This window comes from Nocardia sp. KT25-26 (genome assembly GCF_056627695.1).
Genome location: NZ_CM152813.1, coordinates 4,318,528 through 4,333,838 on the forward strand (window position 1 = coordinate 4,318,528; position 15,311 = coordinate 4,333,838).

General features: G+C 69.1%; 10 protein-coding genes and 2 tRNA genes. 4 read left to right on the forward strand and 8 right to left on the reverse strand.

Features of this window, described 5'->3' with window-relative positions:
* Positions 1 to 88 precede the first annotated feature (88 nt).
* The 4 genes from AC1HFH_RS19695 to AC1HFH_RS19710 form a co-directional block, all read right to left on the reverse strand.
* A tRNA-Ile gene (locus AC1HFH_RS19695) sits at positions 89 to 162 on the reverse strand.
* A 362-nt stretch (positions 163 to 524) separates the two neighbouring features.
* Positions 525 to 2,297, reverse strand: coding sequence for an SDR family oxidoreductase (locus tag AC1HFH_RS19700; RefSeq protein WP_480244263.1), 1,773 nt, complete (start codon positions 2,295 to 2,297; stop codon positions 525 to 527).
* A gap of 27 nt (positions 2,298 to 2,324) precedes the next feature.
* Entirely contained in the window at positions 2,325 to 3,356 is a 1,032-nt protein-coding gene (locus AC1HFH_RS19705; RefSeq protein ID WP_480247911.1) for a PDR/VanB family oxidoreductase, read from the reverse strand.
* Between the two features lie 71 nt (positions 3,357 to 3,427).
* Positions 3,428 to 4,330, reverse strand: coding sequence for a metal-dependent hydrolase (locus AC1HFH_RS19710; protein ID WP_480244264.1), 903 nt, complete (start codon positions 4,328 to 4,330; stop codon positions 3,428 to 3,430).
* Positions 4,331 to 4,496: 166 nt separating this feature from the next.
* Between AC1HFH_RS19710 and AC1HFH_RS19715 the strand changes: the two genes are divergently transcribed.
* Positions 4,497 to 5,177 carry a TetR/AcrR family transcriptional regulator gene (locus tag AC1HFH_RS19715; protein ID WP_480244265.1) on the forward strand — a complete coding sequence of 227 codons (681 nt, stop codon included), beginning with the start codon at positions 4,497 to 4,499 and terminating at the stop codon, positions 5,175 to 5,177.
* Here the strand turns inward: AC1HFH_RS19715 and AC1HFH_RS19720 are convergent.
* Positions 5,143 to 7,182 carry a CocE/NonD family hydrolase gene (locus AC1HFH_RS19720; protein ID WP_480244266.1) on the reverse strand — a complete coding sequence of 680 codons (2,040 nt, stop codon included), beginning with the start codon at positions 7,180 to 7,182 and terminating at the stop codon, positions 5,143 to 5,145. The two genes, AC1HFH_RS19715 and AC1HFH_RS19720, sit on opposite strands and share 35 nt — an antisense overlap.
* A gap of 228 nt (positions 7,183 to 7,410) precedes the next feature.
* On the opposite strand from AC1HFH_RS19720, the gene AC1HFH_RS19725 reads away from it, so the two are divergent.
* Complete coding sequence (locus AC1HFH_RS19725; RefSeq protein ID WP_480244267.1) at positions 7,411 to 8,793, forward strand: alanine/glycine:cation symporter family protein; 1,383 nt, start codon at positions 7,411 to 7,413, stop codon at positions 8,791 to 8,793.
* Between the two features lie 142 nt (positions 8,794 to 8,935).
* Positions 8,936 to 10,903 carry a DNA primase gene (dnaG, locus tag AC1HFH_RS19730; protein WP_480244268.1) on the forward strand — a complete coding sequence of 656 codons (1,968 nt, stop codon included), beginning with the start codon at positions 8,936 to 8,938 and terminating at the stop codon, positions 10,901 to 10,903.
* A gap of 7 nt (positions 10,904 to 10,910) precedes the next feature.
* Here dnaG and AC1HFH_RS19735 read toward each other — a convergent pair whose 3' ends face one another.
* Positions 10,911 to 11,171, reverse strand: a complete 261-nt coding sequence (locus AC1HFH_RS19735) for a hypothetical protein (protein ID WP_480244269.1) — start codon at positions 11,169 to 11,171, stop codon at positions 10,911 to 10,913.
* A gap of 238 nt (positions 11,172 to 11,409) precedes the next feature.
* Between AC1HFH_RS19735 and AC1HFH_RS19740 the strand changes: the two genes are divergently transcribed.
* A tRNA-Asn gene (locus tag AC1HFH_RS19740) sits at positions 11,410 to 11,482 on the forward strand.
* A gap of 110 nt (positions 11,483 to 11,592) precedes the next feature.
* Here AC1HFH_RS19740 and AC1HFH_RS19745 read toward each other — a convergent pair.
* Positions 11,593 to 12,672, reverse strand: a complete 1,080-nt coding sequence (locus tag AC1HFH_RS19745; protein WP_480244270.1) for an alpha/beta hydrolase — start codon at positions 12,670 to 12,672, stop codon at positions 11,593 to 11,595.
* Entirely contained in the window at positions 12,672 to 15,302 is a 2,631-nt protein-coding gene (locus AC1HFH_RS19750) for a thioester reductase domain-containing protein (RefSeq protein ID WP_480244271.1), read from the reverse strand. Before AC1HFH_RS19750 ends, AC1HFH_RS19745 begins: the two co-directional genes overlap by 1 nt.
* Positions 15,303 to 15,311 lie beyond the last annotated feature (9 nt).

The window sequence follows — 15,311 nt, forward strand, 5'->3', positions numbered from 1 at the left end:
ACCGGCGGACAATACATCGCTGATGGTGCGCGGCCGTGTACCGAAACCTACGAACTACCGAGCATCACCCCAGTTCAGAGGCGATAAGTGGGGCGGGCGGGGCTCGAACCCGCGACCAATGGATTATGAGTCCACGGCTCTAACCGACTGAGCTACCGCCCCGTGTGCGGGTTACCACCGCGCGCCCGGATGATACCTGACATCCGGGCGCGCGGGCGAAACGGGTCAGGGGCCGGGGTGGACGTGCTGACGTTCCGGGTGTTGCTTGGTGCGCGCAACCTTCTTTCCCGGACTGCTCGCCAGCTGGACCACTCCGGCCACGAGGAGAAGAACACCGACTGTCACCGCGAGCACGATCAACATTTGCACGCAGGCACCGTAGCGCTCTCAACCGCGGAACGCAGCTCTTGTGATAGATACCGTGTCGATCACAGTTGCCGAGCAATCCTTTTGCCGGCCAACGTCATCCGGTATGAAAGGTTAGTTCTGCAGTAACCTCCGGCAAGTCTTTCACAACGGGTCGTTCACACAAGCCGGGTACGGGCGGCGACGAACCGGACGGCGCCGGGAACCCACCGGTTCACGCGGTACTGCAACCAGGATTCCGGTGTGACCGGGACGATTTCGCGACCGGTCCGGACGGCGTCGACGATCCGGTCGGCCACCTTCTCCGGGCCGTAGCGCCGCGCCCGGTACAGCTTGTCGAAGTGCTGCTGCCGTTCCCGCTCGTCCTCGGCGGACAGGCCCGAGAAGCGGGTGGTGGACACGATATTGGTGTGCACGATGCCGGGACACACGGTGGAGACGGCGATTCCGGAATCGGCGAGCTCGGCGCGCAGGCAGTCGGAGAACATGAACACCGCCGACTTGCTGGTGGCGTAGGCACTGAAGTTCTGCTGCGGACTGTAGGCCGCCATGCTTGACAGATTCACGATGGTGCCGCCGAGACCCCGCTCGGCCATGGCAGCGCCGAAGGCCCGGCAGCCGTTCAATACGCCACCGAGGTTGATCCGCAGCACACGTTCGAACTCATCGGACGGGGTATCGAAGAATCCGCCGGCCTGACCGACTCCCGCGTTGTTGACGAGAATGTCGGGTACGCCGTGGGTGCCGATCACCTCTTCGGCATGCCCGCTCACCTCGGCCTCGTTCGCCACGTCGAGCCGGTACGCATGGGCGCGCCCGCCTTCGGCGGCGACCAGCTCGGCGGTCTGCTTGACCGCCGCTTCGTCGATATCGGAGACCACGATCTCGGCACCGAGCCGGGCGAAGGCGAGTGCGGTCTCGCGGCCGATGCCGCTGCCCGCGCCGGTGATCACGACCAGGCGGTCGTCGAATTCCCTACGCTCGGGACCGACTTCGGCACGCCGCAGCGCGCGGGCCGGTTCGCCGCCGCCGACGGCGTCGGCCAGTTCGGTGGTGGCGGTGGCCAGCAGCTCGGGGTGGGAGAACGGCATCCAGTGTCCCGCCGGCACATTGCGGCGCCACAGCCGCGACACCCATTTGTCCTCGTCGTCGTAGCCGGCCGGCCGGACCGCGACGTCCCGGCCGGCGACGATGAGCTGCACCGGGACCTCGGTGCGCCGTTCCCGCGGCGACAGCAGCCGCTGCACGATATTGGCCCGGTAGATGAGCAGCCCGTCCACCATGTCCTGCCGGAACGTGGGACCCAGCTTCACGTTCGCCGCCGAGGTGTCGTTCATCAGCGCGACGACCCGCTGCCAGAGCCGTTCGGTGCCGATCACACCGAAGGTGGCACGCGGCAGCCCCGGGGTCATGAAGAAGAAGGTGTAGGCCGAGGAGAGCAACTGGGTGACCGGCTGCCACACATTGCGTGGCGACGGCCGGGACAGCCGATTGCGCACCCAGGCGGCCAGGTGGTCCAGGTTCGGGCCGGAGACGGAGGTGAACGAGGCCACTCGGGCGGCGGCCTGCGGTTCGCATACGGCCTCCCACACCTGCACCGATCCCCAGTCGTGGGCGAGCACGTGGACGGGCCGCTCGGGGCTGACGGCATCCAGTACGGCATAGAAGTCGCGGGACAGCTCGTCGAGGCGGAAGTCGGTGGTGCGCCGGGTGCGGGTGGAGGCGCCGTGGCCGCGGGTGTCGTAGGCGACGACGTGGAAGCGCTCGGTGAGCAGCGGGATCACCCGGTCCCACAGGTGGTGGGTATCGGGCCAGCCGTGCACCAGCACCACGGTTTCGGCGGTCGGGTCACCGTATTCGTAGACCGCGATCTCGAATTCACCGCTGCGGACGGTCCGTTCGGTCGCGTCCAGGTGTTCGTCGGTCGTCATGGATCGTCTCCTGGTTCGAGAAGGGCATCACAGGTCAAGCACGAGGCGTTCGCCTCGGCACCGCGATACACAGATGAGCATGGCACCGGCGTCGTGTTCGGCGTCGGTGAGAACGTTTTCCCGGTGTTCGGGTGCGCCGTCGAGGACCCGCACCGTGCAGGTGCGGCAGAAGCCCTGCCGGCATGAGTAGGCCTGATCGGGGCGGGCGCCGAGGACGGCGTCGAGGGCCGACCGATCGGCAGGCACCTCGATGACCTCGCCGGTGCTCGCGAGTTCGATCTCGAACCCGGCGCCGTCGACGATCGGCGGCGGCGAGAACCGCTCGGAATGCAGTTCCACTCCTGGTTCTTCCCGCAGGGCGGCGGCCACGGCGGCCGTCATCGGCACCGGACCGCAGCAGTACACGGCGGTGCCGGAGGCGACTCCGGGCAACAGGTCGGCAGCGGTCGGCAGGCCGTGCTCGTCGTCGGTGCGCACCTGCACCCGGTCGCCGAAGCCGGCCAGTTCGTCCAGGAACGGCAGGGCGTCCCGGTGCCGGCCGGTGTAGATCATCGTCCAGTCGATGCCGAGCCGGTCGACCAGGCGCAGCATCGGCAGGATCGGCGTGATCCCGATTCCACCGGCGACGAAATGCAGGCGCCGGGCGGGCGATCCGTGCCCGGGGACGGCGAACGGGAAGGCATTGCGCGGCCCGCGCAGCGTCAGTTGTGTACCCGGCGGCAGTTCGTCGTGCACCTCCTTCGACCCGCCCCCGCCGTCGGGAATCCGCCGGACGGCGATCCGGTAGGCCCGGGTGTCGGCCGGGTCGCCGCACAGCGAGTACTGACGCAGCCGCCCGGACGGCAGTTCCACATCGAGGTGGGCGCCGGGCCGCCAGCGGGGCAGTTCGCTCCCGTCCGGGGCGGTCAGCAGCAGGCTGACGACGTCCTGGTCACGCGCCTCGACCCGCCGTTCCCGCACGACCACCCGGAACCGGTGATCGTCGACCCGGGGGCGCAGGTCACGGCGGTTGACCAGCACGCTCCAGCGCAGCCGGGCGGCCGCGATCGCGTCCAGCATCCGGGTGGTGCGGTCTCGGTCGTGCAGTCCGTACAGGTCGGCCGGGATGCTCTCCGGAACGTCGCGCACGGTCACGAGGCCGCCGCCCGGGCCGCCGGGGATTCGGCCAGATATGCGATGGCCTGCGCCGTGGAACCGACCTTCTCCGGGTCGTACCCGGGCTCGAAGGTGGACAGGGCACTGCGCAGCAGCGACGGCACGCCGGGCAGCGCGCCGCGCCACATGGCCCCGAACACCCTGGTGATCAGGCGCGGATAGCCCAGGTCCGGCAGCGTGGGGTCCTGATGGACCAGGAATTTCGTCCCGCGCACCACCAGCGAGATGAAGATCGGGAACACCAGCACCATGGCCGAGGCCCGGCGCAGGTAGCCCGCACCGAAGTAGACCGCGACATCGTGCGCGACATGGCGATGTTCGACCTCCTCGGCGCCGTGCCAGCGGAACAGATCGGCCATCCGCGGATCGGCACCGAACTTCTCCAGGTCGGCATTGAGCACCCAGTCGCCCAGCCAGGCGAAGAAGTGCTCCAGGCAGGCGATGAATGCCAGCCGCTCCACCAGCACCTGCCGGGCGGCCCGGTCGTTCCCGCCCCGGGCGCCCAGGGTCTTGCGGAACAGATACTCCATCTGCCGGACGTAGGGTCCGCTGTCGATGCCGTCGGCGGCGAAGACTTCGTGCAGCACCTTCTCGTGCGTCTCGGCGTGCATGGATTCCTGCCCGATGAAGCCGAGCATGGCCTCCCGCAGCTTGTCGTCCTTGACGTAGGGCAGGGCCTCACCGTAGGTCGCGCAGAACATCCGCTCGCCCTCGGGCAGCAGCATGTTGAGCGCGCTGATCAGGTGCGACGCGATCGGCTCGGCGGGCATCCAGTGGATGTCCACCTCGGACCAGTCGAACCGGACATTGCGCGCATGCAGGGCGACCTCACCAGGGTCGACCGCCACGACGCGCCGGTCCCGTCGAAGTAGCTTCATCGATACTCCTCGATTTCACGCGGCCCGCCGGATCGAGCACCTGCCGCACCCGGCATCCCGCGACCACCTGAATCATACATCTGTGTAGGACTTCGAGTATCAGATACTTCCGCGATTGCCGCAACCGTCTCCCGGGCGCGGGTCGGCCTGGTGCGATCATGGTGGCGTGAACAACCCGGCCCTCGACAGCAGCACGCGCAAGTACCGGGGCGCCGGCCCGCGGCAGCGGCAGCAGGAACGCCGCGCCCGGCTCATCGAGGCGGCGATGGACGCGTTCGGCACCGAGGGCTACCGGTCCACCACCATCAACGCCCTGTGTGCCCGGGCCGGCGTGGGCAAGCGGTACTTCTACGAATCCTTCGACGACAGCGAGGCCCTGCTGGTCGCCACCTACGAGGTCGCGGCCGGCCGGTTGCTGGAGGGCATCGCGACCGGGGCCGGCGATCTCGCCGCCGACCTGGACACCCGGGTGCGCGGCGCACTCAGCGCATACTTCCGGGTGATCGTCGACGATCCACGGCTGGCGCGGATCATCTTCTTCGAGATCCTCGGCGTGAGCCCGGCCGTCGACGAAATGTACCGCGGCACCATGAAGTCCTTCGTCGACGTGTGCCAGGCGCTCATCACCCCGGAACTCATCGACCCGGAGGCCCCGCCGGCACATCTGCGCACCGCGATCACCGGGCTGGTGGGCGCGGTGCTGCTGATCGCCCAGCAGTGGGTGCTGGACGGCTGCCGCCGTCCGATCGCCGACGTGGTCGAGTCCGCCCACCTGGTGGTCACGGCGATCCTCGACCGCGCCGGCGCCCGGCTCACCAGCCCGGATTCCGGTCCAGCGGCACGTTGATCCAGCTCGGTCGGTTCGGGTCCAGCTCCAGGTGCTGGGTCCGCAACTGACTCTCGTTCAGCAGCGGTCGCAGCATGATGCTGCTCGGGAAGTTCCCGGCGAACACGTCCACCCGCAACCGGTGCCCCGGGAGCAGCACCCCGTCGGTGGCCCGGACGTTCAGATCGACGATGGTCGGTTCCCCCGGCACCACCGGCTGCCGGGTGCCGAGGCTCAGAATCGGATAGGGGTCGGTGTAGTCCCCGTTCGGCGAGAAGCCGGACTTACTGTCGTCGATCGCCCGCAGCGAGGCGGTCAGCTGTCCGGTGGACCACACGGTGGACCGTCCATCCGGGGCCACGTCGTTGATCGTGACGGTCCAGTAGCCGTCGGTGGCATCGAGCACCGTGTTCAGGTGGACCCCGATCGGCCCGGAGATCCGAGTCGGCTCGTCCACCGGTGCGGTGGTGAAGGTCAGCGCGGCTCCTTCACTGATCCGGGCGTCCTTGTTGCACACATCCGGCACCGGGATCAGGCCCGCCGAACCGTGCGTGGTGTCCCGGGAACAGATGGTCAGCAGGCTCGGATCCACCGACACCCGCGCCGCCCCACCGGGTGCGCCGATCAGGCTGCCGTCGTAGCGGGCACCCGGCGCGGTCCCCGACGGGGCCGGGTCCAGGTACAGCCGTCGATGCGTCATACCGGGTCGCGGGAAGGCCACATCGGAGGTCCACTGCTCGCTGCCCAGCTGCCACAGGGTGACCGGGTCGTAGCGGTCGATGCCGTTGTCGATGCCCTTGAGCCACTTGTCGAACCAGGCCCGCTGCAGGGCGTCGACCGTCGCGGGGGCGCCGGGCTCACCCATTCCGGCGGTGACGCTCACGTGGAAGTTGTCCCCCATCACGAGCTTCTTCTGCTCGGCGGGAACGTCGACGGCGTTGTAGATGCGCGGGGTGGAGTAGGTGAAGATGTCGTGCCAGCCGCCGTAGAGGAAGGTGGGCACCCGGACGTTCTCCGGCTGCGAAACCCAGGCGGTGCGCAGGTCGCTGCCGTCGTCGAGGATCGACTCCATCTCCGGCGGGATCTGATCGATGGTCGGGGTCGTCAAAGCCGCGATCAGCACGTTGAAGAAGGTGAACGGATCGCGCACCCGGTCGGCCAGCCACTGCCAGTCGAATCGGCCCTCCAGGATGGACACCAGGTCGGGCATCAGTTTGGCGCCGTCGACGGCGAGCAGCCAGGCCGGGATGAACCCGACGCCGAGCGCGCCGCCCGGTGCGGCGACATCTCGGATCAGATCGGCGCCGGGCACGACCGGGAAGATCGCCTTGAGCGCCTCGGGCTGCCGCTGCGCTGTCTGGATCTGGTTGATGCCCGAATAGGAGATGCCGCTCATCCCGATCCGGCCGTTGGACCAGGGCTGGGCGGCGGCCCAGTCGACGACCTCGACGCCGTCGAGTTGTTCGCGCTCACCGAAGACCTGCCAGGTGCCCTGCGAGAAACCGGTACCGCGAACGTCGACGACGACCTGGGTGTAACCGGCCCGCACCAGGTTCCGGTCCACCCCGAAGGTGCGCGCGGCGCCGCCGGGCAGCGCCCGCAGCATATCGCTGAGCGCGCTGAACCCGAAGGCGGAGAAGTCCAGGTTGCGCAGGATCGGCATGAGCAGATCCGCCAGGCCCGGCACCGCCAGCGCCGAGTCGGCGATATTCGACACCAGTTTGGTGTAGGGCGTCAGGTTGACGATGGTCGGCGTGGGTTCCGTGATCGGCTGTCCGTCCGGCCCCGCGGGGTGATAGACGTTGGCTTTCAGTACCGTTCCGTCGCTCATCGTGATGGGTACATCCCATTCGATGAAGACGTTCGGATACTGCTGCGGCCCGGTATGGGTGGCGACGAACTGCTCGTCCAGCGGCGTGCGCGCCGCCTCGGCCTGGCCCGCCGGGCCGGCGACCAGGAAGCCGGCCGACAGCACGATGGATACGACCGCCGCGCCCAGCACGGCGATCGGATTCCGACGTCTCATGAACTCCCCAACCTTCGAATCGGGAACCACAGCGTTCCCATCTCATCGGGCACAGTAACGTGACTCACGTCATCGATCAACAGTGACCCACGGCACGACCTGTTCCGGACAACAACACGGCGACGGTGCGGCAGTTGATCTGCAGGACGGCAATCCGTGCAGTACCGTCCTCACATCACGCCGATCGCCGGGGCCCGCGCCCGGCGGTCCAGGAACGACGGGCGGTGGATGCACGTGAACGACTTCCTCAGCGATGCAAGTAGTTTCATCTGGGGACCCTGGCTACTGATCCCGCTGCTGCTACTGACCGGGCTGTACCTTTCGGTCCTGCTGCGCGGCATCCAGCTTCGCCATCTGGTCCTCGCCTTCCGGCTCGCCTTCGTCGAACGCAAGGACCCCGAAGGCGAAGGCGACATCACCCACTACCAGGCACTGTCCACCGCATTGGCCGCCACCGTCGGTGTCGGCAATATCGCCGGCGTCGCGACCGCGATCGCCCTGGGCGGGCCGGGCGCCGTGTTCTGGATGTGGTGCACCGGTCTGGTCGGGATGGCCACCAAGTACAGCGAAGCGTTCCTCGGCGTCCGGTTCCGGCGCACCGATTCGGCCGGTGAACAGGCCGGCGGTCCGATGCACTACCTGCGCGAAGGCATCAAGGGCCCGCTGGGGATGGTGCTCGGCGGATTCTTCGCGATCGCCGGGGTACTGGCCTCGTTCGGTATCGGCAATATGACCCAGGCCAACACCGTGGCGGCCAATGTGGAGAACCAGTGGGGCGTGCCCACCTGGGTGACCGGCCTGATCATCACCGGCCTCGCCGCCGCGGTGATCCTCGGCGGAATCAAGAGCATCGGCCGGGTCACCAGCCTGTTCGTCCCGATCATGATCGTGCTCTACGTCATCGGCGCGGCCGTCGTCCTCGGCGTGCACATCGACGCGGTGCCCGACGCCCTGGAACTGATCGTCACCGACGCCTTCACCGGTACCGCCGCCACCGGCGGCTTCGTCGGCGCCGGGATCGCGGCCGCGATCCGCTACGGTGTCGCCCGCGGCATCTTCTCCAACGAGTCCGGCCTCGGCACCGGCGGGATCGCGGCAGCCGCCGCGCAGACCACCCACCCGGTCCGGCAGGCACTGGTGTCGATGACCCAGACCTTCATCGACACCCTGGTCGTGGTCACCTTCACCGCGCTGACCATCATCGTCACCGGGGTGTGGACCCAGGACGGCGATCTCGCCGCCACCTTCACCGCGGACGCCTTCAGCGAAGGACTGCCGGGCACCTGGGGCAGCATCATCGTCACCCTCTCGGTGATGTTCTTCGCCTTCTCCACCCTGCTGGGCTGGTCCTACTACGGCGACCGGTGCACCGAGTACCTGTTCGGCCGGCAACTGGTGCTGCCCTACCGGATCGTGTTCATCATCGTGGTCTACATCGGCGCCACCCAGGAACTGACCACCGTGTGGACGTTCTCCGATGTGATGAACGGCCTGATGGCCCTGCCCAACCTGATCGGCCTGCTGATCCTGTCGCCGCTGGTGTACCGGGAGACCAAGGCCTACTTCGACCGGAACCGCTCCGGTGAGGTGAGCGCCGGCGGCAAGGTCTGAGCAACGACCGGACCCGGTGGCGGGGCCGCCCAGCCGACGCACTCACGGTCTCGGCGGCCCCGCCACCGGATACGCCGGGACGATCACCCGGCCCGAGGACCGGGTGGCCGCTCCCGGGTCGCCCGCCAGTAGACTCGTCGGCGTGGCCGGACGAATCCCAGATCGTGATATCGCCGCGATCCGCGAACGCGTCCGGATCGAAGACGTGGTCGGCGAATACGTTGCCCTGAAGCGCGCGGGCGCCGACTCGATGAAGGGGCTGTGCCCGTTCCACGACGAGAAGTCGCCCTCCTTCCACGTCCGGCCCAACCACGGGCTGTTCCACTGTTTCGGCTGCGGTGAGGGCGGCGACGTCTACAAGTTCCTGCAGCAGATCGAGCACATCGGCTTCGTCGAGGCCGTCGAGCAGATGGCCGACCGGGTCGGCTACCGGATCAACTACGAAGGCGGCGGCACCTCGGTCCAGCGGGACCGCGGCACCCGTTCCCGGCTGGTCGCCGCCAATGCCGCTGCCCACGAGTTCTACATGAACCGGCTCCGCGAACCCGACGCCGAAGCCGCTCGTAAGTTCCTCACCGATCGCAGCTTCGACGGTGCCGCCGCCCAGCACTTCGGCTGCGGCTACGCACCCGGCGGCTGGGACACCCTCACCAAGCACCTGCTGCGCAAAGGCTTCGAGTTCAAGGAGCTCGAAGCCGCCGGGCTGGCCAAACAGGGACGGCACGGTCCGATCGACCGCTTCCACCGGCGGCTGCTGTGGCCGATCCGCAATCTCGGCGGCGAGGTGATCGGCTTCGGCGCCCGCAAACTGTTCGACGACGACGGGATGCCCGGCAAGTACGTCAACACGCCGGAAACGATCCTGTACAAGAAATCCCAGGTGCTGTTCGGCCTCGATCTGGCCAAACGCGAGATCGCCAAGGGCCATCAGGCCGTGGTCGTCGAGGGCTACACCGACGTCATGGCCATGCATCTGGCGGGCGTGAAAACCGCGGTCGCCTCCTGCGGTACCGCATTCGGCGAGGAACACCTCCAGGTGCTGCGCCGGCTGCTGATGGACGACAACTTCTGGCGCGGCGAGATCATCTACACCTTCGACGGCGACGCGGCCGGGCAGGCGGCGGCACTCAAGGCCTTCTCCGGTGACCAGCGCCTGGCCGGGCAGACCTACATCGCGATCGCGCCGGACGGGCAGGACCCGTGCGAACTGCGCCAGTCCGCCGGCGACGCCGCCGTGCGGGACCTGGTCGCCCGCCGGACGGCGCTGTACGAGTTCGTGATCCGCGGCATCGTCGAGAAGTACTACGACGACCCGGTGACCAAGGATATGAGCACCGCCGGTCAGGTGAACGCGCTGCGCGAGGCCGTCCCGGTGGTCGCGCAGATCAAGGACAACGCCACCCGGAAGGGGTATGCCACCAAGCTGGCCGGCTGGGTCGGCTGGGACGATATCCAGCAGGTGGTGCGGCGGGTCGGCGAAGAAGCGCGGAAGAACCGCACCGGCCGGCGCGCCGACGGACCCGGGACACGGGGCCGGGCGACGCACTCCACCACCACCGATGCTGCGCCCGCCGACCGGAGCACCAGCGCCGAGGCAGCCGCCCGACCGGCCCCCGACGATCCGGCACTGCTACCGCAGCGGCAGGCGCTGTGCGCGGCGCTGCAGTACCCGGGTATCGCGGGTGCGGTGTTCGACGCCATCGACGCCGAGGCCTTCTCCCACCCCGCCTACGTCGCCGTCCGCACCATGATCGCCACGGCCGGCGGTACCGCCGCCGGACTCGACGGCGCCGAATGGGTCGGCGCCGTCACCGGACAGGCCGAAGACCTGACGGTGGCGGCACTGGTCTCCGAACTCGCCAACGAGCCGCTGCCGGTGCGTTCCGAAGCCGATATCCCTCGGTTCGTCACCGGCGTACTGGCCCGCACCCAGGAAGCCTGGGTGGGCCGCCAGCTCGCCGCGCTCAAGTCCCGGCTGCAGCGCATCTCCTCCACCGAGGAACCGGACGCCTATATGGCGCTGTTCGGCGACCTGGTGGCGCTCGAGCAGTACCGCAAGAGCCTGCAGGCGCAGGCCATGGGCAACGCGGACGACTTCGCCGACCGTTGAACCGGGCTCAGATCCGGCCGTTCTTCCGGCCGATCTGATCCTGCGGCACCATCAAGGTGGTGCGCTCGTCCACCGGCTGCATCGGCTCCAGCTTCGGCTGCGTGCTCAGCTTGTCCGACAACCGCTGCCGGCCCACCAGGACCAGCTTGCGGGTCACCGGGCTCTCGGTCACCGCGCGGGTGGCCGCGCTGATCTGTTCGTAACGCACCCGACCGGCCTTGCTACCCAGCACGTACCCGGCCGCAACGCCGATGATCACCCGCAGCATGTCGTCGATCTCCTCCTGATTGCCTGTGCGCCGCCTATCCTGCCCGACCGCACCGACAGATGTCGATCCGCCCACATCCGCCGCGGATCCGCACCTCACAACGACACCCCGGCCACATCCACACCACCCGCATCACCCCAGGTCACAGCCCGATTTGGGAACCCGGCCGGGCATAGGCTAAAGTTTCTTCTCGGCCGGACCGATACGGATCACCCGGCAGACAATCCCCTGAGGATAGTCCCCAATAGCTCAATTGGCAGAGCAGCCGACTGTTAATCGGCAGGTTACTGGTTCGAGTCCAGTTTGGGGAGCAGCACACTGAGCCCCGGACCGAATCGGTTCGGGGCTCGTTCTTTTCGTGAGACCTCCCTTCGGGACGCCCCGCGGTGGCGCGACTCCGGGAGCCGCGCCACCGTTCGGATCAGCGCTGTTCGCCGAGGAAATCCAGGATGTGCCCGAACACGTCCACGGCGGCACCGCGGCCGATGAAGGCGTCCATATGCCCGTATCCGGGGATCTCCCGGTAGCGGACATCGAGTTGCGGGGCGCGGTCGGCCAGCACCTCGTGGCACAGCTTGTTGGCTCCGGGCCAGAAGGCGTTGTCGGTGCCGGACAGCAGCAGCACCGGACAGTCGATCCGATCCGCCCGGTCGAGGGCGTTGTCCGGCAGCGCCCGGTAGCGGTCGTCCCGGTCGTTCCAGCGCAGCAGGCTGTTCGCCAGCACGACCCGGCGCAGGTGCGGCAGAATCCACAGCGGCGCCGGGCCGAGGAGCTCGGCGAGCCGGTCGTGGGTCCGCGGATGCAGGTTGTCGTGGGCGTACAGCGGGGCACCGAGACCCCAGGCGCTCTGCAGCAGCCGGCAGGTCGGATCGGTGCAGCTGCTACCCCGACCGGCGAGCGCGAACAGCGGCGTGTACTTCGAGCGGAACCCGACGCGCCGGAAATCGGTGGGCACATGGTCGATCCGGGACCGCAGCAACTCGGTGCCGACCGTCAGCCGCCGCTGCACCCGGCCGCTCATCCGCGGCGTCAGGAACACCCCGTGCGCCACCACGCCCGCCAGACCGGGCACCAGCCCCGCCGTCATACTCATCGCCAGGGTCAACGCCCCGATGCAGTGCGCGACGACGAACAGCGGCCGATCACCGATCCGGGCCCGGATCGCGGCCACCGCCGCCGGTATGTCGTGCACGGCGACGTCGTCGTAGCTGAACCGGGTGCCGTTGTGGTTGTACGGAAGCCGGCAGCTGCCGCGCCAGTCCAGTAACCACGGCTCGTATCCCGCGTCGTCGAGAACCTGAGCGAGGCTGCGGGTCTCGGGCAGCAGGAACATATCCGAGGACGCGGCGTGGCCGTGCAACAGCAGCACGGCAGGCCGGGTGTCGTCCGAGCCGGCGGCGTACCGGCGCAATGCCAGTTCGGTGCCGTCCGTGGCGGTCAGCGGGTATTCCTCGGCGGCCTCGCGGTGGACCGGCCGGGCGGGCAGGGCGGGGGGAAGCATCAGGGCAACTCCAGAGTGTCGGCATCGCGGCCGAGGTCGAGCAGTTCGGCACCGGCGCGCAGCAGCGGGCGCAGCAGACCGCGGCCCACCTGGGATCCGAACCAGGCCAGCCAGATCACCTTGGCCCGGCGTTGTTCACGTTCGGGCAGTCGCGGATCGACCCGGATGCCGTCGATCTGGTCCCGCACGTAGCTGTCCGACGGGACGACCACTTCACCGGACCACCGGACGGGTTCGTCCACCCGGCCGAGCTCGATGCGCAGCGCCCGCGCCTGCCGCCACAGATCCCGGCCGGCGCGCGCGGTCTTCCGTCCCGACAGCCACCAGCGGCCGCCGTCGGCGTCGGCGAGTTCGAGGTGATAGCGCAACAGCGGGTGTTTCAGGCCGGCGCCGTGCGGTACGCCTTCGTGCGGACGCACCAGGATGCGGCCCGAGGTGACCGTGAGTGGTTCGGGGTGTACTGCCGGGCAGGATATTTCACCGGCCACGTCCACGGTGCGGTCGGTGACGAGCTGGTACATGCCGGCAACGGACAGGGTCAGCGACAGCGTGCACGGCTGGTCGGCGGGCCCGTCCGGTGCACCCACCTGCCCGGTCATCGTTTCCGGGAACCACAGGTACGGCGGATCCTCGGGCTGCGGCAGCCGGGCCACGCCGAGACCGGCCAGTTTCTCGAACGTCTTCTGCTGCGCGCGGGCGTCGTAGCGGGTCGCGGGCGGCAGGCCGTGGGCGGCGACGAAGGCGTTGGTCCGGGCCATGGTCGCGGCCGGGGCGGTCATCGACGCCTCGCACAGTTCCCGGGCGGTGGGGCTCTCCAGCATCCGGGCCAGGAATTCCAGCTCCCCGATGCCGTCGCGGCGGATCCGGTGCAGGGTGTCGGTGCGCCAGTCCTCCCAGTCCTGCACCACCACCCCCATACCGGCCAGCGACATCTCCTGCCGCACATCGGCCAGGGTGCTGGGGACACCGGTGAGGTGGTAGTTGTAGCCCCACGCATCCGGCTCGCCGACGACGACCGCCGCGACCCGGCTCACCCAGTTCACCGGGGCGACATTGAGGTATCGGAAGGCCGGCATGGTACGGAAGCGGGAGAACGCGGCCAGGAAGGCGCTGCTCAGATCTTGCGGGTTGTGTGCGCCGGTGTGGGTGTTCCCGCCGATGCCGGCCGGCCGCAGGAAGGTGGCGACCAGACCGTGTTCCCGAGCCCGGCGCAATGCCGCCTCGGCGGCCCATTTGGACTTGTCGTAGCCGGCGCCCAGCCGATCCACGTGCGCGACCGGGTCGTCCTCCCCCATCGACGGCGCACCGACCTCGTTGAACACGGCGACCGACGAAATATGGTGCAGCGGTTTCATCCGGCCGGTCATGGCGAGCTCGGCGAGCCGCAGCGGTCCCAGCACATTGCTCTCCCGCAGCGAATGGTAGCCGCGCAGGAAATCCACCGCCGCCGCCACATTCACGATGGCGTCGAGCTCGCCGGCCAGCAGCTCCCACCACGGGTCGGTGAGTCCGAGCCGGGTCCGGCGGACATCGCCGGCCAGTACGGTGACGCGCCGGCTCACCTCCGTCGACCACGGCAGTCCGAACCCGGTGACGGCATCGGCCAACCGGGTCAGCGCCGCCTCGTCGCTGTCGGCCCGCACCACACACACGACGTGCACATCGCTGCTGCGCAATAGATCCAGCAGCAGGTGGCTACCGAGAAAACCGGTGGCGCCGGTCAGCAGGACCCGTTGCGGCGGCCGCATCGGTGGCGGTCCCACCCAGGGCAACCGGTCCGCGAGTGCGGTATCGGCGGTGATCTGCGCCAGTTCCTCGTCGAGAAACGGGTCCCTGGCACCGGTCTCCGAGCCACTCGCCGAGACCCGGTCGGCGTGGGTCACCTCGCTGCCCACCGGGCCCGGCGTCGATCCGGCGCCGCCGGCGACCTCAGCATTCCGGTCGGCCGGGCCGGGCGGGGGCTCGGCAGACCTGGGCGCCTGTGCATCGACTCGGACACCCGGACCGCCGACTGCACCGGGATCGGGTGTTCCGGCGCCCGGGACGATCGATTCGGGGTGCGGCGGGTGCGCAACCACCGGTGTGGGAGCCATACCCCGGCGGTACAGCCAGCGCTGTGCGAGACGGCGGGGGCGGGCGTCGGCGAATACGTCGTCCAGGCTCAGTTCGACACCGTGGCTGCGGATCATGGTGGCGACCAGTTCCACGGCGGCGACGGAGGTGGCGCCGCCGTCGAAGAAGTCGGTATCGGCATCGATCGGTTCGGCCAGCAGGTCGTTGGCAGTCTCGGTGATGGTCGCGGCGAGCCGCGGCTCATCCCACTCGACAGCAGGAGCCGGCGCGGCGGCCTCCTTCGGAGGTTTCCCCGCCGCAGCCTGCCGCGGTCCGCTCGGTGGCCCACCGGTCGACGATCCCGACAGCCCGTTCGGCGCCGCCTGGGACAGTCCGGCGGCGGGTGCCGGATCGGCTGCGGCGACGGCGGGTGCCGGTGGGCGGGCCGTTTCGGTCATCTCGGCCAGCAGGGCCGCGACGGTGCGGGAGCTGCGCCCCTCCTCCAGGGACTGCGCCCGGGCAGCGTGCCGCCCGCCGGGCGGATCGCCGGGTGCACCGTTGCTCGGTCCGGTCGTCATATCTCGCTT

Coding starts and splice junctions, on each gene's coding strand:
- AC1HFH_RS19700 (WP_480244263.1), bottom strand. CDS start 2,297: ATGACGACCGACGAACACCTGGACGCGACCGAACGGACCGTCCGCAGC.
- AC1HFH_RS19705 (WP_480247911.1), bottom strand. CDS start 3,356: ATGCTGGACGCGATCGCGGCCGCCCGGCTGCGCTGGAGCGTGCTGGTC.
- AC1HFH_RS19710 (WP_480244264.1), bottom strand. CDS start 4,330: ATGAAGCTACTTCGACGGGACCGGCGCGTCGTGGCGGTCGACCCTGGT.
- AC1HFH_RS19720 (WP_480244266.1), bottom strand. CDS start 7,182: ATGAGACGTCGGAATCCGATCGCCGTGCTGGGCGCGGCGGTCGTATCC.
- AC1HFH_RS19725 (WP_480244267.1), top strand. CDS start 7,411: ATGCACGTGAACGACTTCCTCAGCGATGCAAGTAGTTTCATCTGGGGA.
- AC1HFH_RS19735 (WP_480244269.1), bottom strand. CDS start 11,171: ATGCTGCGGGTGATCATCGGCGTTGCGGCCGGGTACGTGCTGGGTAGC.
- AC1HFH_RS19745 (WP_480244270.1), bottom strand. CDS start 12,672: ATGCTTCCCCCCGCCCTGCCCGCCCGGCCGGTCCACCGCGAGGCCGCC.
- AC1HFH_RS19750 (WP_480244271.1), bottom strand. CDS start 15,302: ATGACGACCGGACCGAGCAACGGTGCACCCGGCGATCCGCCCGGCGGG.